The 19,496-nt window shown below is 70.7% G+C and carries 16 protein-coding genes; 10 read left to right on the top strand and 6 right to left on the bottom strand.

The annotated features are described in order from the left end of the window. The first annotated feature begins 45 nt into the window (after positions 1 to 45). Positions 46 to 999 carry a TauD/TfdA dioxygenase family protein gene (locus ABH941_RS08430; RefSeq protein WP_370127990.1) on the top strand — a complete coding sequence of 318 codons (954 nt, stop codon included), beginning with the start codon at positions 46 to 48 and terminating at the stop codon, positions 997 to 999. Here ABH941_RS08430 and ABH941_RS08425 read toward each other — a convergent pair. Beyond that, positions 987 to 2,213, bottom strand: coding sequence for a phosphodiester glycosidase family protein (locus ABH941_RS08425; RefSeq protein WP_370127989.1), 1,227 nt, complete (start codon positions 2,211 to 2,213; stop codon positions 987 to 989). The genes ABH941_RS08430 and ABH941_RS08425 overlap by 13 nt on opposite strands. A 205-nt stretch (positions 2,214 to 2,418) precedes the next feature. Here ABH941_RS08425 and ABH941_RS08420 point away from each other — a divergent pair, with 205 nt between their 5' ends. The 4 genes from ABH941_RS08420 to argG all read left to right on the top strand — a co-directional run bounded on the left by ABH941_RS08420 (position 2,419) and on the right by argG (position 9,171). Continuing rightward, positions 2,419 to 6,069, top strand: coding sequence for a choice-of-anchor D domain-containing protein (locus tag ABH941_RS08420; RefSeq protein ID WP_370127988.1), 3,651 nt, complete (start codon positions 2,419 to 2,421; stop codon positions 6,067 to 6,069). A 17-nt stretch (positions 6,070 to 6,086) separates the two neighbouring features. Then, the gene (locus ABH941_RS08415) at positions 6,087 to 6,578 is read left to right on the top strand and encodes a hypothetical protein (protein ID WP_370127987.1); all 492 of its coding nucleotides are present in this window, start codon (positions 6,087 to 6,089) and stop codon (positions 6,576 to 6,578) included. Between the two features lie 168 nt (positions 6,579 to 6,746). Continuing rightward, positions 6,747 to 7,655: an acetamidase/formamidase family protein gene (locus ABH941_RS08410; protein WP_370127986.1), complete on the top strand. Its 909-nt coding sequence runs from the start codon at positions 6,747 to 6,749 to the stop codon at positions 7,653 to 7,655. A 70-nt stretch (positions 7,656 to 7,725) separates the two neighbouring features. Next, positions 7,726 to 9,171, top strand: coding sequence for an argininosuccinate synthase (gene argG, locus ABH941_RS08405; protein WP_370127985.1), 1,446 nt, complete (start codon positions 7,726 to 7,728; stop codon positions 9,169 to 9,171). Here the strand turns inward: argG and ABH941_RS08400 are convergent, their stop codons facing one another. Further along, positions 9,172 to 10,737, bottom strand: a complete 1,566-nt coding sequence (locus ABH941_RS08400; RefSeq protein ID WP_370128152.1) for an APC family permease — start codon at positions 10,735 to 10,737, stop codon at positions 9,172 to 9,174. It abuts the gene before it with no gap. A gap of 143 nt (positions 10,738 to 10,880) precedes the next feature. Between ABH941_RS08400 and ABH941_RS08395 the strand changes: the two genes are divergently transcribed. Next, positions 10,881 to 11,651 (top strand): NRDE family protein, encoded by a 771-nt coding sequence (locus tag ABH941_RS08395; protein WP_370127984.1) that lies wholly within the window; start codon positions 10,881 to 10,883, stop codon positions 11,649 to 11,651. Here the strand turns inward: ABH941_RS08395 and ABH941_RS08390 are convergent. Continuing rightward, a complete protein-coding gene (locus tag ABH941_RS08390; RefSeq protein ID WP_370127983.1) occupies positions 11,638 to 12,126 on the bottom strand; it encodes a MarR family winged helix-turn-helix transcriptional regulator in 489 nt (162 codons plus the stop codon). The two genes, ABH941_RS08395 and ABH941_RS08390, sit on opposite strands and share 14 nt — an antisense overlap. A 63-nt stretch (positions 12,127 to 12,189) precedes the next feature. Here ABH941_RS08390 and ABH941_RS08385 point away from each other — a divergent pair, with 63 nt between their 5' ends. The 3 genes from ABH941_RS08385 (at position 12,190) to ABH941_RS08375 (ending at position 15,464) form a co-directional block, all read left to right on the top strand. Next, the gene (locus ABH941_RS08385; protein WP_020549970.1) at positions 12,190 to 12,558 is read left to right on the top strand and encodes a VOC family protein; all 369 of its coding nucleotides are present in this window, start codon (positions 12,190 to 12,192) and stop codon (positions 12,556 to 12,558) included. A gap of 202 nt (positions 12,559 to 12,760) precedes the next feature. Beyond that, positions 12,761 to 14,524 (top strand): subtype B tannase, encoded by a 1,764-nt coding sequence (locus ABH941_RS08380; protein ID WP_370127982.1) that lies wholly within the window; start codon positions 12,761 to 12,763, stop codon positions 14,522 to 14,524. Positions 14,525 to 14,615: 91 nt separating this feature from the next. Then, entirely contained in the window at positions 14,616 to 15,464 is an 849-nt protein-coding gene (locus ABH941_RS08375) for an LLM class F420-dependent oxidoreductase (RefSeq protein WP_370127981.1), read from the top strand. A gap of 21 nt (positions 15,465 to 15,485) precedes the next feature. On the opposite strand, the gene ABH941_RS08370 is transcribed toward ABH941_RS08375, so the two are convergent. Both ABH941_RS08370 and ABH941_RS08365 read right to left on the bottom strand, forming a co-directional pair. Then, entirely contained in the window at positions 15,486 to 17,288 is a 1,803-nt protein-coding gene (locus tag ABH941_RS08370) for a family 2A encapsulin nanocompartment cargo protein cysteine desulfurase (RefSeq protein ID WP_370127980.1), read from the bottom strand. Next, the gene (locus ABH941_RS08365) at positions 17,263 to 18,201 is read right to left on the bottom strand and encodes a family 2A encapsulin nanocompartment shell protein (protein ID WP_370127979.1); all 939 of its coding nucleotides are present in this window, start codon (positions 18,199 to 18,201) and stop codon (positions 17,263 to 17,265) included. Before ABH941_RS08365 ends, ABH941_RS08370 begins: the two co-directional genes overlap by 26 nt. Positions 18,202 to 18,544: 343 nt before the next feature. Between ABH941_RS08365 and ABH941_RS08360 the strand changes: the two genes are divergently transcribed. Next, on the top strand, positions 18,545 to 18,901 hold the full coding sequence (locus ABH941_RS08360) for a hypothetical protein (protein WP_370127978.1): 357 nt from the start codon (positions 18,545 to 18,547) through the stop codon (positions 18,899 to 18,901). Between the two features lie 37 nt (positions 18,902 to 18,938). Here the strand turns inward: ABH941_RS08360 and ABH941_RS08355 are convergent, their stop codons facing one another. Beyond that, positions 18,939 to 19,253 (bottom strand): hypothetical protein, encoded by a 315-nt coding sequence (locus tag ABH941_RS08355; RefSeq protein WP_370127977.1) that lies wholly within the window; start codon positions 19,251 to 19,253, stop codon positions 18,939 to 18,941. Positions 19,254 to 19,496: the final 243 nt, after the last annotated feature.

Here is a 19,496-nt window from a genome sequence, read left to right as displayed (position 1 = left end):
GTAATGCTGCGTCAGGTGGTTCTGCGTCGATCGCGAGGAGAGCGAGTGGGCGGGCACGGCACAACGGAACTGGACCTGCGCCCGGCCGCGGGGCACATCGGGGCGGAGATCGTCGGCGTCGACCTGGCCGGACCGCTGGACCCCGGGACGGTCCAGGCGATCAGGGCGGCGCTGCACCGGTGGAAGGTGCTGTTCTTCCGCGGCCAGAACCTGGACCACGCGGCCCATGTCGCCTTCGCCCGCCGTTTCGGCGCCCTGGTCCCGCCGCAGTCCCGGGGCACCGCCTCGCCGGCGGACTTCCCGTACATCGAGACCACGGCGGACCGCCGGGAACTGGCCGGACGCTTCGGCCAGGAGCGCGCCGACTGGCTGGACCGGCGCCGGCACACGGCGCTGCGCGGCTGGCACAGCGACCTCACCGCCAGGATCGACCCGCCGGCCGCGACCGTCCTCCGGGCCGAGGACGTCCCGCCCTACGGCGGCGACACGACCTGGTCCAACCTCGCCGCCGCCTACGCGGGCATGTCCGAACCGCTGCGCCGCTTCGCGGACGGCCTGTGGACCGAGCACCGGCACGGCGTCGGCTACCTGGCCCTGGCGGGCGAGGACCCCTACCTGCGGAAGCTGCAGGACCACCCGGTGGTGTCGGTGCATCCGCTGGTGCGGGTGCACCCGGAGACCGGTGAACGCCTGCTCTTCGTCAACGGCTACTACATCGAGCGCGTCGTCGGTGTGTCCCGGATCGAGAGCCGACCGCTGATGGAGCTCTTCATGGAGCAGGCGACCAGGCCCGAGTACACCGTCCGCTTTCGCTGGGAGCCGGGCAGCGTCGCGTTCTGGGACAACCGCGCCACCATCCACCTGGCGCCCTCCGACACCGAGCACCTCGACGCCCCGCGGATCATGCACCGGGTGCTGCTCGCGGGGGAGGTCCCGGTCGGGGTGGACGGAAGCGCGTCGCAGGCGGTGGCGGGGGAGCCGCTGGCTCAGCGCGACTGAATGGTCCTGCCGGGGGAGAAGACGGCGATGCCGTTGGGCACCGGTCGTTCCTGCTGGTGGTCGAGGCAGTTGCGGACCAGGAAGCGGCCGGTGTTCCGGTCGAGGGTGGCGAGGGTGGCGGATGCCCCGCCGTCCAGGTAGGAGGCCTGGGCGCAGCCCAGGGACCCGAGCAGGCCGGCCAGTTCGCTGAGGGTGAGCCCGCTGGAGACGCCCTCGCGGCCGTCGGTGGACAGCAGCCGCAGGGTGCGCCCGCCGTCGGCGGTGCAGACGGCGCTGCGCGGCTCGGCGGTGACGTCGTCCAGGCCGGGGAGCGGCTGGTGGTCCCGGACCAGCGGGTAGGCGCCCAGGGCGAAGGCGAAGGGCACCGAACCACTCGATTCGAGGCGGTAGTCGACCCCGACCGGGGTGCCGGGCGTCAGCCCGCGCAGGGCGCGCGCGCCGGCCTCGCGGCCGAGCAGGACCGTGCTGCCGGGCGGGACCGGACCGGTGCCCGGGGTTGCGGACGCCGTCTCGACCCGGCCCTGACGGACAGTCACCTCGTAGCTGTCCGCAGTGCAGGGAGCCGCCCGGTTCCGGTCGGTACCGCAGACGGCGCGGGCCCGGGAGACCGCGCCCCACTGCGGGGTGAACGCCCCGATGGAGTCGACCGGCAGGGCGTACTGGTTGAGCCCCGCCAGTACCAGCGTGCCCCGGGGGGTGAGGAGCTGGCCGCGCAGCACCAGCCGGCCCATCCGGGCCCGGCCGTCCACCCCCACCCCGAAGACATCCTCGTCGCTGTCGCCGGACGGCGCCGACCAGCCGAAACGCTGACCCTGGGGCACCGCGCCCTTCAGCGGCAGACCGTCCAGCACCGAGGAACCGGAGGCGGAACCGGTCGCCTGGACGCCGGGGTGCTGCCCCTCGCTGATGTCGAAGAAGTCGCCGTTGACCGCGGCCACGGCCCCGGCGTCCCGCCCCATCCGGGAGACCGGCTCGCGGGAGGCCACCGCACCGGGGTACAGCAGACCGGCGGCCACCCCACGACGGCCCAGATCAGCCGTCACCACGTGGACCCAGGCGCTGCCGTGCGAGGTGGGGACCGTGAACGCCGCATAGCCCACCCCGGGTGCCACCCGCTGGCGCACGACGGTGGAATCGGCAACGGCTCCGTGCGCTGCGGGACCCGCCCCCAGGGCAGCCACGGCCAGAGCCAGTGCGGCGGTGGTGGATCTCATGCAGTCACTATCCACGGCGCCGGCCGCGTCCCGGCGCAGGCACCAGCGCCGACCGCGCTGAGAAGCCGCTCGTTCGCCCGGTCGGATGAATCACCGCAGCCGCCCGCCGTGCCGCCCCGGACGGGCGAGGTGGCTGACGCATTCTGCGGGCATGGCGACGGAGCGTAGAGCTGCTTGTCTGGTCAGATTTCTGACGTTCTGTCTGGTGATCACAGGCGGAGCGTTCGCCCCGATCCAGGTCAGCGCCGACGAGACCACCATGTCCCAGGACACCCTGCGGACCGGCTGGGACCAGGCCGAGCCCGGTCTCACGCCCGCGCAGGTGACCAGCTCGCAGTTCGGCCTGCAGTTCTCCACGGCGGTGGACGGGCAGGTCTACGCCCAGCCGCTGGTCGTCGGCGGCACCGTGGTCGCCGCGACCGAGAACGCCCGCGTCTACGGCATCGACGCCACCACGGGGTCGGTCCACTGGAGCAAGTCGCTGGGAACCCCGTGGGCGGCGAGCAACATCGGCTGCGGTGACCTGGTCCCCAACTTCGGGGTGACCAGCACGCCCGTCTACGACCCCGCCACCAAGGCCGTCTACCTCACCAGCAAGGTCAACAGCCCGGACGGCAGCCACCCGGGCTACTTCCTGCACGCCCTCAACCCGGCCACCGGAGCCGAGCGCAGCGGCTGGCCGGTGCGTATCCAGGGTGCGCCGACCAACGACCCGAGCCGCCCCTTCGACGCGTTCCACCAACTGCAGCGGCCAGGGCTGCTCCTGCTCGGCGGCAGGATCTACGCCGGCTTCGGCTCGCACTGCGACATCGGCCCGTACCGGGGGTTCGTGGCGAGCGTCGACACCGCCAGCCGCGCGGAGAAGCTCTGGGTCGATGAGAACTCCTCCACCAACGGCAGGGGCGGCATCTGGCAGGGCGGCGGCGGGCTGGTCTCCGACGGGCCGGGCCGGATCCTGCTCGCCACCGGCAACGGCACGGGTCCGCCGGCCGGACCGGGCAACCGTCCGCCGGGCCAGCTCTCGGAATCCGTGGTGCGGCTCGGCGTCAACAGTGACGGTTCGCTGCACGCGCAGGACTTCTTCAGCCCGGCCAACGGGCCCAGCCTGGACCAGAACGACACCGACCTGGGCTCCGGCGGCCCGCTCGCCCTGCCCGCCGCCCCGTTCGGCGCCAGCACCGCCCACCCGCACCTGCTGGTGGAGATCGGCAAGGACGGCCGGGTCTTCCTGCTCGACCGCGACCGTCTCGGCGGCCGCAAGCAGGGCCCCGGCGGCACCGACGCGGTACTCGGCGTCACCGGCCCGTTCCAGGGCGTCTGGGGCCATCCGGCCGCCTACGGCGGATCGGGCGGGCTCGTCTACTACACCGGCTCGCGCGGCCCGCTGCGCGCCCTCGCCTTCGGCCTGGACAGCAGCGGCAACCCGAAGCTGCACCTGGCGGGGACGAGCGCGGAGACCTTCGGCTACACCTCCGGCTCCCCGGTGGTGACCTCGGACGGCACCAGGACCGGCTCGGCCACGGTCTGGGTGGAGTACACCGACGGGGGGACCGGCGCCAACGGGCAGCTCCGCGCCTACGACGCCGTTCCCAGCGGGGGCAGGATGCGGCTGCTGTTCTCGGCCCCGATCGGCCACACCGCGAAGTTCACCGTCCCGGCCACCAGTGGCGGACGCGTCTACGTCGGCACCCGCGACGGCCGCCTGATGGCCTTCGGCTTCCCGGCCGGCGCCGCCCTGCACGGCAGCCCGGTGGCCTTCGGCGACGTGCCGGCCGGGGGCGGCTCGAAGACCCTGAACCTCACCGTGACGGCCAGTCAGCCGGTCACCGTCACGGGCGTGACGACCACCCCGGGCGGCCCGTTCACCGCCGCCGCCTCCGGTCTGCCCAAGTCCCTGGCGGGCAAGGGGACCTACACCGTCCCCGTCACCTTCGCCCCGTCTGCGGCAGGACCCGCCAGCGATGTGGTGACCTTCACGACCAACCTCGGCTCGTTCGGCTTCAGCCTCACCGGCTACGGCACCAGGCCGGGATTCACCGCCTTCCCCAGCAGTCTCGACTTCGGCCAGGTGCCCACCGGCTCGACCCGGACCCTCGGGGTCAGCTTCACCAACACCGGCACCTCCCCGGAGACGGTAACCGCGACCAGCGGGCCCAGTGCCCCCTTCTCCGCCCCCGGACTGGCCGCCACCAACGGCGTCACGGTCCAGCCGAAGCAGTCGGTCACCGTCGACGTCGGCTACGCGCCGACGACGGCCTCCGCCGGTGACACCGGCTCGCTCTCGGTGACCGGCGCCAACGGCACCTCGACGGTCGCACTGACCGGCAGCGCCGTCACCGGTGCGCCGCATCTGACCATCACCCCGACCGCCACCGGCTACGGCTCCGTGCCCGTGGGCACCTCCAAGAACCTCACCTTCGACATCAGCAACACCGGCAACATCCCGCTGACCGTCACCAAGGCCGCACCGCCGGCCGCACCCTTCCTGACCAGCAACCCGATCAGTGAGGGCCAGGTCCTGGCCCCCGGTGAGACCGTCCACCAGGGCGTCACCTTCTCGCCCACCGCGACCGGCGACTTCACCGGCGTCTACCAGATCACCGGCAACGACGGTCAGGGCCCGCAGAACGAGACGCTGACCGGCACCGGGACCGCCCCCGGCGGGCAGATCACCGTCCCCGACCCGACCGCGGGCGGCTGGCGGCTGAACGGGACGGCCCAGATCAGCGGCACCGACCTGGACCTGACGCAGGCTCAGAACAACCAGGCGGGCGCGGCGGTCTTCCCCGTCCCGGTGCTGACCGACGGGCTCCGCGCCTCCTTCACCTCGGTGATCGGCGGCGGCACCGGCGCCGACGGGATCACGTTCGCCTTCCTCGACCCGGCCAAGGCCACCCCGGCCTCCGTCGGCGGACCCGGCCGGGAGCTCGGGTTCGCCCCGCTGCCGGGCGTCGGGGTCGCGCTGGACACCTACCAGGCGCCGACCAACCCGTCCAACAACTTCGTCGGCATCACCACCGGCGTCACCGCCAACGGCCTGACCTGGGCGGCCACCAGCACGGCCGTGCCCAACCTGCGCAGCGGCCCGCACCAGGTCACGGTGGCGGTGGCCAAGCAGACCGTCACGGTCACGGTCGACGGAAAACAGGTGCTGTCCAAGGCGGTGGCCTCGCTGCCGCCCGCCGCCTACCTGGCCTTCACCGGCGGCACCGGCGGTCGCAACGACATCCACACCGTGCGCGGAGCGACCATCACGGCCCGCTCCTACGCCGTCCCGCCGCCCGGCCCCAACGGGTGGGTCCGCAACGGCAGCGCCACCATGAGCGGCACCACCCTGGTCCTCACCCAGGCGACCACCGCGCAGGCCGGATCGGCGTTCCAGTCCGCCCCGGTCCCCTCCGGCGGACTCTCGGCCGGCTTCACCGCCACCATCGGCGGCGGCACCGGCGGCGACGGACTCACCTTCGCGATGCTCGACGCGAGCAGGAGCGGGCCCAAGGCCCTGGGCACCGGCGGCGCCGGCCTCGGCTGGCTGGGCCTGCCCGGCGTCGCCGTGGCGCTGGACACCGTCCAGAACACCGACAACCCGTCCAACAACTTCGTCGGCGTCACCGTCACCGCGAGCAGCGGCCACCTGGTCTGGGCCTCGACCTCGACCGCCGTCGCGAACCTGCGGGCCGGACCGGTCGCGGTCACCGTGAGGGTCTCCGGCGGCAAGGTGCTGGTCTCCGTCGGCGGCAAGCAGGTGATGAGCGTGGCGGTCCCGGTGCCGCCCAACGTCCTGGTCGGCTTCACCGGAGGGACCGGTGCCAGGACCGACAAGCACGCCGTCAGCGGCGTTACGATCACATACTGAGGGATCTGGAGCCCGTCATGCGCAGAATCGCCATCGCAGCACCGTTCCTGGTCGCGGCACTCACCCCCCTGCTCGCGGGCGCCGCGCCCTGCGGCTCACGCAGCGCCGCCCCGGTCGCCACGCCGACCCCCGGTTACACCGTCGGCGTCATCGACACCGACACCCAGGGCCGCGTCTTCACCGGTCCCGACTTCAACGTCCTCTACCACGACGACGGCGACAACCCGGCCAAGGGAACGTTCGACTGCGTCGCCGCCTGTCTGAAGAAGTACCACCCGTTGCTGACCCACCCCGGGGCGACGCTCGCGCTGCCCCCGGGCGTCGCCGGGACCCTGGCCGCAGTGGTCCGACCGGACGGCGTCGGCGACCAGGTGACCGTCAACGGCTTCGCGGTCTACACCTTCACCGGCGACCAGGGCGGCGACACCAGCGGCCTCACCGCCACCTGGCACGCCGTCCCGGCACCGATCTGGCCGACGACGCCGCAGTCCCAGCTCCCGACGCACTGATCCGTTGTTCACCAGGCGTCGAACCCGGAGTACGATCACCTCCGTGTCCAACGTCGCAGTCCGGCACGGCTTCTGAGAAGCGGGGGACGGTCTGCCGTCGCCGCCGTCCACGGGCGGCCGTGCGAGGGCCGCGGCGGCAGTCCGATCCCGCTCTGGAGGACCGACGCCATGCACGTCGCGCGCACCCGCACCCACACCGCCTGGGACCGGACCCTGTCCCCACTGGCGGAACTGACGCCCGGACAGGAACTCGTCGTGGAGACCGCGGAGGCCAGCGGTGGTCAGCTCGACGCCGGCTCCGATCCGCAGGACCTGCTGGGTCTCGACTTCGGCCGGCTCAACCCGGTCACCGGTCCCTTCGCCATCGCCTCGGCCCGGCCCGGCGACGCCCTTGTCGTCGACATTCTGGACATGAGCGTCGGCGGTTGGGGCTGGACCGCCTGCATTCCGGGCTTCGGGCTGCTGGCGGACGACTTCGCCGCGCCGCACCTGCGGATCTCCAAGATCACCGAGGGGTCCGTCGAACTGATCCCCGGCCTGGAGATCCCGCTCGCGCCGATGCTCGGCACCGTCGGGGTCGCACCGCCGGAGCCGGGCCCGCACGGCATGATCCCGCCGCGCCGCTGGGGCGGGAACATGGACATCCGCCATCTCGGCCCCGGCGCCCGACTGATCCTCCCGGTCGGGGTGGACGGCGCGCTGCTCTCGCTGGGCGACGCCCATGCCGCGATGGGGGACGGCGAGGTCGCCGGCACCGGCATCGAGACGGACTCGACGGTGCGGATCCGGGTCGACCTGCTCCGCGACGCCGCCCCGCCCACCCCCGTCGTCGAGACCGACGCCCGCAGCCACCGCACCGGCCGGGCCCTGGCGACCACCGGCATCGGCCCGGACCTGATGCAGGCCTCCCGCGACGCGGTCCGAGCGCTGCTCGACCAGATCGTCGCCCGCAGCGGCCTCTCCCCGGAGGACGCCTACCTGCTGGCGAGCGTCACCGCCGACCTCAAGATCTCCGAGATCGTCGACGCCCCGAACTGGGTGGTCACCGCGCACCTCCCGCTCGCCGTGCTCGACTGACCCGCGGGTCGGTAGGCCGCCCGGGTGAGTCGGCGTTGCATGGCCATGCGCGATTATGCATAATATTCCTATGTCTAAGGTCCTCACTTCCCTTCCCATCGGCGAGCGCGTCGGCATCGCCTTCTCCGGTGGCCTCGACACCTCGGTCGCGGTCGCGTGGATGCGCGACAAGGGCGCCGTCCCGTGCAGCTACACCGCCGACATCGGCCAGTACGACGAGCCCGACATCGACTCGGTGCCCGACCGTGCGAAGTCCTACGGCGCTGAGATCGCACGCGTGGTGGACTGTCGCGCGGCGCTGGTCGAGGAGGGCCTGGCCGCCCTCAGCTGCGGGGCGTTCCACATCCGCTCGGGCGGGCGTGCCTACTTCAACACCACCCCGCTCGGCCGCGCCGTCACCGGCACCCTGCTGGTCCGGGCGATGCTCGGCGACGACGTGCAGATCTGGGGTGACGGCTCGACCTTCAAGGGCAACGACATCGAGCGGTTCTACCGGTACGGTCTGCTCGCCAACCCGCAGCTGCGGATCTACAAGCCCTGGCTGGACGCCGACTTCGTGACCGAGCTCGGCGGCCGCAAGGAGATGTCGGAGTGGCTGCTCGCCCACGACCTCCCCTACCGCGACAGCACCGAGAAGGCGTACTCCACCGACGCCAACATCTGGGGCGCCACCCACGAGGCGAAGACCCTGGAGCACCTGGACACCGGTGTGGAGACGGTGGAGCCGATCATGGGCGTCCGGTTCTGGGACCCCTCGGTCGAGATCGCCACCGAGGACGTGGCGATCGGCTTCGAGCAGGGCCGCCCGGTGACGATCAACGGCGCGGCCTTCGCCTCCGCGGTCGACCTGGTGATGGCGGCCAATGCGATCGGCGGCCGGCACGGCCTGGGCATGTCCGACCAGATCGAGAACCGGATCATCGAGGCCAAGAGCCGCGGCATCTACGAGGCGCCCGGCATGGCCCTGCTGCACGCGGCGTACGAGCGCCTGGTCAACGCGATCCACAACGAGGACACCGTCGCCCAGTACCACAACGAGGGACGGCGTCTCGGCCGACTGATGTACGAGGGCCGCTGGCTGGACCCGCAGGCCCTGATGGTGCGTGAGTCGCTGCAGCGCTGGGTCGGCATGGCGATCACCGGCGAGGTCACGCTGCGGCTGCGGCGCGGCGAGGACTACTCGATCCTGGACACCACCGGACCGGCGTTCAGCTACCACCCGGACAAGCTGTCCATGGAGCGCACCGAGGACGCGGCGTTCGGCCCGGTGGACCGGATCGGCCAGCTCACCATGCGCAACCTGGACATCGCCGACTCGCGCGCCAAGCTGGAGCAGTACGCCGGGCTCGGCCTGATCGGCTCCGCCAACCCCGCCGTCGGCGCCGCCCAGGCGGCCGCGACCGGCCTGATCGGCAGCATGGCGGAGGGCGGCGCCGAGGCCATCGCCCATGGCGGCGAGGTCTCCGGTGACGACGAGGCGCTGAACCGTGCCGCGATGGAGTCCGGCACGGACTGATCAGCGCGAGGGAAGGCTCCGGCCGGCCCGCACCGCCCAGGCGAACACCGCCGCCGACACCAGGGCGACGGTGATCGAGTCATAGGGCGCGGCGAGGTGGCCGGAGCCCTTGAACGAGCCCAGCCAGGACAGCAGCGTCAGCACCAGCAGGTACACCACCAGCCAGGAGCCGCTGAGGAGTTCACTGCCGAGCGACTGCCCTGCGGTGTCTTCTGGCCGCAGCAGCAGGAAGAGCAGCAGTCCGATCAGCACCATCGGCAGGGCCAGGCGCAGATCGTGCCAGCCGGACCAGTAGACGAACTCGCTGGCCACCACGAAGCTGACCGGCGCGATCCAGGCCAGCCCGGGAACCCAGCCGCGGAGCCGAGCGTCAGGCCGTCCGCGGAAGACGGAGACCGCCACTGCGGAGGCGGCGTAGATGAGCAGATACATGTCTCCCATCACGCTGACGATCTGCTGCCAGCCGCTGAACGGCAGCAGAAAGACGATGATCACCGCCAGGTTGAGCAGCAGGGCCCGGTGCGGGATGCCGTGGTTCCCGCTCACCCGCATGAAGTACCGCGGCAGGGTGCCGTTCTTGGCGAGCGCGTAGGTGTGCCGGGCGTCGATGGCGACCCCGACGTAGGCCGAGCCGCCGGGCGAGACCACCGCGTCCACATAGAGCAGGCTGGACACCCACTGCAGGTTGAGCACCAGCGCGAGCTGGCCGAACGGCGAGTCGAAGCTCACCCCCGACCAGCCGTGTCCGAGCAGTCGCTCAGGGACGGTGAAGAGGAAGGCGAACTGCAGCGCCAGGTACAGCACCAGGGCCAGTCCGATGCCCCCCAGTACCGAGCCGGGCATGGTGCGGCGGGGGTTGCGGGCCTCGCCGGAGAAGTCCAGCGGAGCCTGGAAGCCGTTGAGCGAGTAGACGATGCCGCCGCCGGCCAGCGCGCTGAGCACGGCCGGGTAGCCGTAGGGCGCGAATCCGCCGTGGGCCGCGGCGGTCATCCGGCCGGAGTGGAAGCCGGACGCGAAGAGCGCGATCACGGTGAGCACCGGGACGACGACCTTGAAGACCGACACCAGGTTGTTGAACCGGGCGAAGAGCTTGACCCCGAACCAGTTGAGCGCGGTGAGCACGATGCTCAGCCCCAGCGCCACGGCCAGACCCCGACCGGTGAGGCTCCCGCCGTGGTAGAGCCAGGGGAGGTAGTGGTCGGCGTACCGCATGATCGCGCTGATCTCGGCGGCGGTCCCGCCCACGGAGAGCAGCGTGGACCATCCGATCAGCGTCCCCACCAGCCGTCCGCTGGCGAACAGCGGCCAGCGCACCGTGCCGCCGCCCTCGGGCCGGGACACCCCGAGCTCCACCATCACCAGCGCGACCAGCATGCACAGCACCCCGGCCGCCAGCCAGGCCAGGATCGACGCCGGCCCGGCGGTCTGCGCCGCGTACATCGCGGCGAACAGCCACCCCGAGCCGATGATGTTGGAGAACCCGATCGCGGTCAGGCCCCAGAGACCCAGATCCCGCCGGAGCCTGCGCTCCTCGGCCTGTGCCTCCGATACAGCGGCCTCCGACACGGCGGGCTGGGCGTCCTGACTGTCCGACACACGTCCCTCGTTCCGTAGTCCCGGCCTAGGCAGGATATGACCTCACGGTGACTCACGTGCCGATCGCCGCACCCGATGCGCGCTGCGGTACCGGCAGGTGCTGCAATGGCGTCATGTGCACTGCGGTGATCAGCTTCGACCCGACCGCCTCGTTCCCGGTTCTCCTGGCGGGCGTTCGCGACGAGTTCCACGATCGGAAGTCGCTTCCCCCAGGCCACCACTGGCCGGACCGGCCGGAGGTCGTCGGCGGCCTGGACCTGCTGGCGGGCGGAACCTGGCTGGCGGTCGATCCGGGCGTGCCCCGGGCCGGGTGCGTGCTCAACGGTTTCGGGCGAACCGCCCCGGAGGACGGGCGCCTGTCGCGCGGCGAGCTCCCGTTGCGGTTCGCGGCGGAAGGCGGGCTCGGTGAACTCGACCCGGCCCGCTACGACCCGTTCCATCTCATCTGCGCGACCCTCGACGAGGTGCGGCTGCTCAGCTGGGACGGCGAGGCGTTCGCCGACCGCGAGCTGGAACCCGGACTGCACATGGTCACCAACCTCGGCCTGGCAGGCAGCACGGAGCCGTCGGCGGGGCCGGGTCCCGACCGGGCCGCCATCCGAGCGAGGATCACCCACTTCGTTCCCCGCCTGGCCGCAGCCCGCCGCCCGTCGCCCGAATCCGGCCCGACGGCAACCGCCTGGGGCGACTGGCTCCCCCTGATCGACGGCGACGGCCTGGACCCTCAGGACCCCCGCGCACTCGTCGTCCGCCAGGACCTCGGCGGTCGCATCGCGGGGACGGTCTCCACCACGCTGGTCGCCCTCGGCCGTGACACCGTGCGCTACGACTTCACCGGCACACCTGGCGCGTCCGGAGGCTGGCGCACCGTCATGTCGGCGTAATCCGCCGAGGAACGAGCTGTGCGTCGTCGTTGCCGTCGCGCAGGGAATGAATCATGCTCTGCAGGATCCGGAACGCGCCTGACTGCTCGGTCCCGGTCAGGCCGGCCAGCATTCTGACCTCGACGGACCGGACCGCCACGGTCGCCTTCTCCAGGCTCCGTCGGCCGCGAGGCGTGAGGCGCGCGGGAAGGACCTTCCCGACGGGCGCCTCCGCAGGCCTGGTCACGTAGCCGTCTCGTTCCAGGGCCTGGAGCAGCACATTCATCGACTGCCGGGTCACGAACGCGCCACGCGCGAGCTCGGAGTTCGACAAGCCCGGCCGTTGAGCCAGCAGCTCGAGGCAGGAGTAGTGCGTCACGCTCATCCCGAGTGGTCGCAGCACCTCCTCCATGGCTGCGCGCAGGGCGCTCGAAGCCTCTTTCAGCAGGTAGCCCAGTGATTTGTCCAGGTCGACGCCGGCACCGTTTTGACTCATGTCAGCATTCTGACATACATTGGCCTGTGTCAGGAATCTGACACGAAGAGAAGGAGCATCATCATGCCCGCCACCGGCCCCGACTTCATCTCGCTCCAGGCGCGCGACCTCGACGCCTCACAGGCGTTCTACGAGCAGTACCTCGGCCTCGTCCGCTCGCAGGCCGGACCTCCGCACGCCGTCGTCTTCGAGACCAAGCCGATCGCGTTCGCACTCCGCGACGTCGTTCCCGGCACCGATCTGGCATCCGTTGCCCAGCCCGGCATCGGTGCCGCGATCTGGCTCCACGCCACCGACGTCCAGGCCATCCACGACGCTCTTGTCGCCGACGGTCACACCATCGTCTCCGCGCCGATCGACGGCCCCTTCGGCCGGACGTTCACCTTCGCCGACCCCGACGGCTACCAGGTCACCCTCCACGACCGCGCCTGACAAGCCCAACGCCACCGACGATCGAGGCGCGGGAATCCTCGGCTGGTGTTCTTGGTTTCCTCGAGGCATTTGGATAGCCCTCCCACATCTGGCCCAAGTATTCCTAGCAGTGCGATTCGTATCCGGGTCGCTCGCCGGCGGTGCTGTAGGGTCCGGCTGAAAATGATCATCTTTCGATGGCAATGAGGAAATGGGGACGGGAATGCGGCGCAGGTCGGTACTCAAGACGGTGGCCGGAGCGGCGATGATCCCGGTTGCCGCGGGATGCACCAGCTCGGGTTCCAAGTCGTCGTCGAGTTCGGCGTCCGGTTCCGCGTCGAGTTCCTCTTCCTCCCAGACCTACTCGCTGGACTTCGACTCCAGCTCCTACACGACCCTGAGCAAGACGGTGAACACCGGAAGCGGGTCGAAGAAGGTCACCTATCGCTTCTACCGGAACAACGTCTACGTCCAGCACCCGGTCAACTACAAGTACCAGTCGCTGAACATCAGCGTTCCGGTGGAGATCGACGGCAAGGCCGTGAACGCCGCCAAGGCGCCGATCATGTTCGCGATCAATGTCGGCGGATACACGTCCTCCTCCTCGTGGGGCGCGACCGCGCAGGGCGGCGGCACGTCCGAAGGCTCGGCCGGCGGGGGATTCTCCGGCGGTGCGAGCGCAGGCGGCGCGAGCTCGGGCGGGGCGCCGACCGGCTCCGGGGCTCCCGGCGCATCGGGAGCATCAGGCAGCAGCAGCGGTGGCGGGGCCGGCGGCGCAGCGGCCGGGGCTTCCTCCGTGGGCCTGGGCAGCTCCATGGGAAGCTCCTGGACCAGCTACGACAACGGCGAGGTGGCGCTGGCCAACGGCTACGTCGTGGTCGAGCCGGGCTGCCGGGGCCGCGACCAGAAGTCGTCGGGCACCAACGGCACGTACTACGGCAAGGCCCCGGCCGCGATCGTCGACCTCAAGGCCGCGATCCGCTACCTGCGTCACAACAAGGACCGCATCCCGGGGAACCAGGACTGGATCATCTCCTCCGGCGGCAGCGCCGGCGGTGCGTTGTCCTCGTTGGTCGGCGCGTCGGGCAACAGCTCCCTGTACGACGCCGATCTCAAGGCGCTCGGCGCTGCCGACGGGGACGACAACGTCTGGCTTTCCGCCTGCTACTCGCCGATCACGGACCTCGACCACGCCGACGGACAGTACGAGTGGATGTGGAGCACGCTCACCTACCAGGCGATGGGCGCCCCCGGCGGCGCCGGCAGCAGTTCCGCGAGCAGCAGCGGCAGCAGCACCGTCAACCAGACCTACTCCAGCCAGCTCAAGGAGCAGTTCGCGACGTACCAGAAGGGACTCGCGCTCCCCGGCATCGACAGTTTCGGCACGCTCACCGCGGACAATTACGCCTCCTACATGATGAAGGCATATCTGATCCCCTCCGCCACCACGGCATTGTCGAAGACCCTGACCTCGTCCGAGCGGACCGCCTACCTCGCGAAGAACACCTGGATCACCTGGTCCAACGGCAAGGCCTCGTTCACCTGGGACAACTTCCTCAAGCACGTGGGCACCCGAATGAAGACCGCCCCCGCATTCGATACCTTCGACCTTTCGGCGGCGGAGAACATCGAGTTCGGTAGCGAGACCGTGAACGCCCGGCATTTCACGCTCTACAGCCTGCGGCACGCCTCGGGAAATCAGAGCGCGCAGCTCGACAGCGACCTTCCGAAGAAGATCAACCAGATGAACCCGATGTACCACCTGGAGAGCAAGAACTCCTCCCGCGCCAAGCACTGGTGGCTGCGCACCGGAACGCTGGACACCAACACCGCGCACACGGTCGTGTGCAATTTGGCCGCGATCACCACGCAGCTCGGCGACCAGGTCAACTCGGGTCTGTACTGGGACGGCGGACACGCGGTCAACTACGACGCGCCGGACCTGTTCGCCTGGATCGCCAAGCTCACCGGCTACTCCGCGACCTGAGCGGGGGCATTATGGATACGGGCATCCATAACCGATGCCTATCACGGATGTTCTTGGACAGTCAGGCCGAACCCGCCGAACAATGGACCCCATGGAACTGGGTGTGTTCGGGCTGAGTGCCAAGGCGACGGTGGGGCCGGCCGAGACGGCTCGGCTGGCCCGGCGGGCTGAGGAGTTGGGTTACCGCTCCTGGTGGGTGGGGGAGCATGTGGTGCTGCCCAGCCCACGGGTGCCCGACTCGCCGATGGCGCCCACCGACCCGATTCTCGACCCGCTGGTGCATCTGTCCTATGTGGCCGCGCTGACCGAGCGGATGGAGCTGGGCACCGGGATCGTCATCCTGCCGCAGCGCAATCCGGTGGTGCTGGCCAAGCAGGTCGCCAGCCTGGACGTGCTGTCCGGGGGGCGGCTGCTGCTCGGCGTCGCGCCGGGCTACCTCGAACCGGAAATGGCCGCGGTGGGTGTGCGGCTGTCCGAGCGCGGCGGCCGCACCGACGAGTATCTGGATGCGATGCGGCAGCTGTGGACCGAGCCGGAACCGGCGTACCACGGCCGGTATGTGAACTTCGAGGCGGTGGACGCGCATCCGCGCCCGGTGCGGCCGGACGGCCCACGGATCGTGATCGGCGGGCACAGCCCGGCCGCGTACCGGCGGGCCGTCGCCAAGGGGCACGGCTGGATCGGCGGCGGCAGCTCCCCGGAGGACCTGGTCACCCATCTCGACGGGCTGCGCCAGGCCGCGGACGAGGTGTCCCGGCCGGCGCGGCTGGGCCGGTTGGAGATCAACTTCATGCAGATCGATCCGGTCGAGGTGGACGCGGGCAGCGCGCTGCGCTACGCGGAACTCGGCGTGGACCGGCTGCTGGTCTACCCGCTGCCGCTGGAGGACCCGGCCCAGGTGGACATGTTCCTGGAGAAGCACGCCGATCTCCCCCGCTGACCGGGGGAGATCGGCGCCGACTCAGTACGCGCTCCGGTGGTGCCCGCCGCGGCGGTCCGCGAGTCGTTGGACCGCGGCGACCAGGGTGTCCACCTCCTCGTGCGTGTTGTAGAAGGCGAAGGACGGCCGGACGGTGGCCTCCAGGCCGTAGCGGCGCAGGATCGGCTGCGCGCAGTGGTGGCCCGAACGCACGGCGATGCCCTCCTCGTTGAGCGCGGTGCCCACCTCGCTCGGCTCGTAGCCGTCCAGGACGAACGACACGATGCTCGCCTTGTTCGGGGCCGTGCCGACCAACCGGAGCCCGGGCACCCGGCGCAGACCTTCGGTGGCGTGCTCGACGAGCGTGTGTTCGTAGGCGGCGATGTTGGGCAGGCCGATGCGGCTGACGTAGTCGATGGCCGCGGCCAGCCCCACCGCGTCGGCGATGTTGCCGGTGCCGGCCTCGAAGCGACCCGGCGGCGGCTGGTAGCTGGACCGCTCGAAGGTGACGTCGGTGATCATGTTGCCGCCGCCCTCCCACGGGGGCATGGACTCCAGGACCTCACGCTTGGCGTAGAGCACCCCGGTCCCGGTCGGTCCGAACAGCTTGTGCCCGGAGAAGACCAGGAAGTCCGCGTCCAGCGCCGTGACATCGATCGGCAGGTGCGGGACCGACTGCGCCGCGTCGACCAGGACACGCGCCCCGGCCCGGTGCCCGATCGCGATGATCTGCTCGACGGGCACGACGGTGCCGAGCGCGTTGGACAGCTGGGTGACCGCGACCAGCCTGGTGCGCTCGGACAGCAGCGCGGCGTACTCGTCGAGCAGCAGTTGCCCGTCGTCGTCGACCGGGATCACCCTGATCACCGCACCGGTCTGCTCCGCCAGCATCTGCCAGGGCACGATGTTGGCGTGGTGCTCCAGGTGGGAGATCACGATCTCGTCGCCCGCGCGGAGGTTCTGCGGGCCCCAGGCTTTGGCCACCAGGTTGATCGCCTCGGTGGTGCCCCGGACGAAGACGATCTCCTCGGCCGAGCCCGCCCCGATGAACCGGGCGACGGTCTTCCTGGCGCCCTCGTAGGCGTCGGTCGCCCGGGCGGCCAGCTCGTGCGCCGCGCGGTGGATGTTGGAGTTCTCCCGCGAGTAGAACTCGACCAGCCGGTCCATCACCGCGCGCGGCTTCTGCGTGGTCGCGGCGTTGTCCAGCCAGATCAGCGGACGGCCGTTGACCAGCTCGGACAGGATCGGGAAGTCCTGGCGGACGGCGTGTACGTCGAACCCCGGGTGCGGGTCGATCGGCAGCCCGACGGGCGCGGCGGGCGCGCCGGATGTCGAGGGTTCCTGGACGAAGTAGAACGGCACGGTCGTGGCAGCCGGTGGCGCGGGATCGCCGAGGGGCGGCAGCCCCAGATGCCCGAAGCCGGGAAGCTCCGGCGGCTCTGGGGGGAAACCGGGCGCCTCGGCGAGGAAGTAGAACTGCCCGGGGATCGAGGGTTGAGGCGGCGCGGGGGTCACCGGCAGGGCCGGCAGCTCCACGACGGGTCCGGCGACGCCGGGCGGGCTCGCTGCGTAGCCCGCCGGGGCGCTGGTCGGTGGCGGCCCGGCGGGCGGGCTCATCCCGGCCATCGGCGCCGGCGGAGGCGGGTCCGCGGCCGGCAGGCCGGTCGGCGTCGGCCAGTCCGACGGGCCGTCACCGACCGGAGGCGCCGGCTCGATCGGCCCCATCGGCCCCGTCGGCTGCCCGGGGAGGGCCCGGAAGAACTCCCCGGCCAGCCGACTCAGCGTCATCTCGTCCGGCAGCCAGGCCGGGGCGGTCTCGTTAGCGGTAGGCGGGGGCGTAGTCATGGATCTTGTCCACCTCGACGTCGTCGAGCACGGCGAGCGCGTCCTCGGTGAGCACCGCCAGCGAGCAGTACAGGGAGATCAGGTAGGAGGCGATGGCGCTCCGGTCGATCTGCATGAAGCGCACCGACAGCCCCATCCCCTGCTCCCCCGAGAGCCCGGGCTGGAACAGTCCGACCACGCCCTGACGCGACTCGCCGGTGCGCAGCAGCAGGAACTTGGTCCTGCCGTTCACCAGCGGGACCTTGTCCGACGGGATGATCGGCAGGCCGCGCCAGGTGATGAACTGCGAGCCGAACATGCTCACCGTCGCCGGCGGCACGCCACGCCGGGTGCACTCCCGGCCGAACGCGGCGATCCCCTCCGGATGGGTGAGGAAGAAGGCCGGCTGCTTCCACACCTTGGTGATGAGGGCGTCCAGGTCGTCCGGTGTCGGCGGTCCCGCCAGCGTGGAGATCCGCTGGGTGGCCGCCACGCTGCTCAGCATCCCGTACTCGGGGCTGTTGATCAGCTCGCCCTCCTGATGCTCCTTCACCGCCTCGATGGTCAGCCGCAGCTGCTGTGCGGTCTGGTTGTGCGGGCTCGAGTACAGGTCGGAGATCCGGGTGTGCAGGTCCAGGACCGTCTGGACGGCCTTGAGCCGGTACTCCCGGGGCTCCTGCGAGTAGTCGACGAAGGTGTCGGGCAGCGGCGACTCGTCGTTGGTGTCGCACTCGATGCGCACCGACTCGGGATGAACGACCTTGTTCACCCGGTAGATGCCCGCCTCGACCGGGACCCAGGACATCAGGTGCACCAGCCAGCGAGGCGTGATGGAGGCCATCTGCGGGACGGTCTTGGTGGCGTTCGCCAGGGTCCGCGCCGCGCTGTCGCTCACCGACATGGATTGCGACGGTGGATTCACAGCCGTGGTCATGCGACGTCTCCTTTCTGTGCCCTAAGGGCAGGCACGCGTGACGGGGGTGAGATTGTCGACGATGATGTGCGTGGTCGAACTCTCTCGCACCAACTTTCGCACGCGCACCCACATGTGCTCACCGACGCGCTCAACGCGACCGGCTCCGAACCGGAATGGCCGTTCAGCCTCCGCGTGAGACGGTGGCCGGGGCGGGGGCTCGCGTTCAGCGCTCGCGTATATTCAGCGGCCCGGCTCCGGGCACCTCCTTCCGGACCCAGGCCGCCGCTGCTTCCCCGACATGGAGGTTCCGATGTGGTCCCACCTCCGGCCCGTGCACCGGCCAGGGCCGACGTTCTACACGGTGGTGGCCGCACTGCTCGTCATGGCTGCCGTTGTATGCATCAGGAACGCGAACCAGATCTTCGGTCACGAGTCTTCCACCGCCGTGACCGGCCCGGTGCTCGTGAGCGGCGACGGCAGGAGCCTGTCCTCGCCCGCCAGTTGGACGGGCTGCGAGGATCAGCCGAACCTGGTTGCCGAAGAGTCGAGTTCAACCGTCACCGTGAGGATCCACAGGGTGGATCATTCCGTGCCCGACCAGGCATGCGACGACGGCCAGTCGCAGCAGCTGACGGTAACGCTGCATCAGCCTCTCGGCGCGCGGCGACTGGTCGACGGGGTCACCGGAAGCACGATCACCCCGCTCCGCGGACAGTAGCTCTCGGCGGTCCGCTGAGAGGATCAGGCCGCGCCGGTCACTCGTCGGCGTGGTTCAGCCACCAGGCGCTGACCGCGGCGGTGGCGATCCTGACGTTGTGCATCCGCAGCCATCGCCCTCCGGTGTAGCAGGAGGCGGCGGCGAAGTGCAGGTAGTCGCTGGCGTCGGCGGCCGTGTCGCGGAGGTTGTCGTCCTGGGAGGGGGTGTCGGCCTGTGCGGCGGCCCAGACGGCGGGGCTGACCAGGCGGCCCTGCCAGATCAGGCCGTCGGCGGCGAGGTGGATGACGGCGCCTTGGTCCTCGCCCCGGTGGGCGGCGGCGTGGGACAGGTTCTGGAGGATGGGATCGGTCATGTTTCCAGGTTCGGTCTGGCAGGCGCGTGCCGCATCCGGGCTGGCGGTACGGACTGCTCCGTAGATACACAATCGAATTTATGTCTGAATGAGGGGGTCGAAGTATGACCCAGAACAGAGAGATCTGCCTCGGCGCGCAGTAGGAAGCGGCCAAGGAACAAGACAAGTGATCTCAAGCACTGAGAAGAGTGACTGCCTCGCGGATACTCGGCACCTACGAACAGCGACCGGAATTGCCGACCG

This window comes from Streptacidiphilus sp. EB103A (genome assembly GCF_041261405.1).
GTDB lineage: Bacteria > Actinomycetota > Actinomycetes > Streptomycetales > Streptomycetaceae > Streptacidiphilus.
The sequence above is the reverse complement of the archived record's forward strand: the minus strand, read 5'-3'. Positions and strand labels throughout refer to the sequence as shown.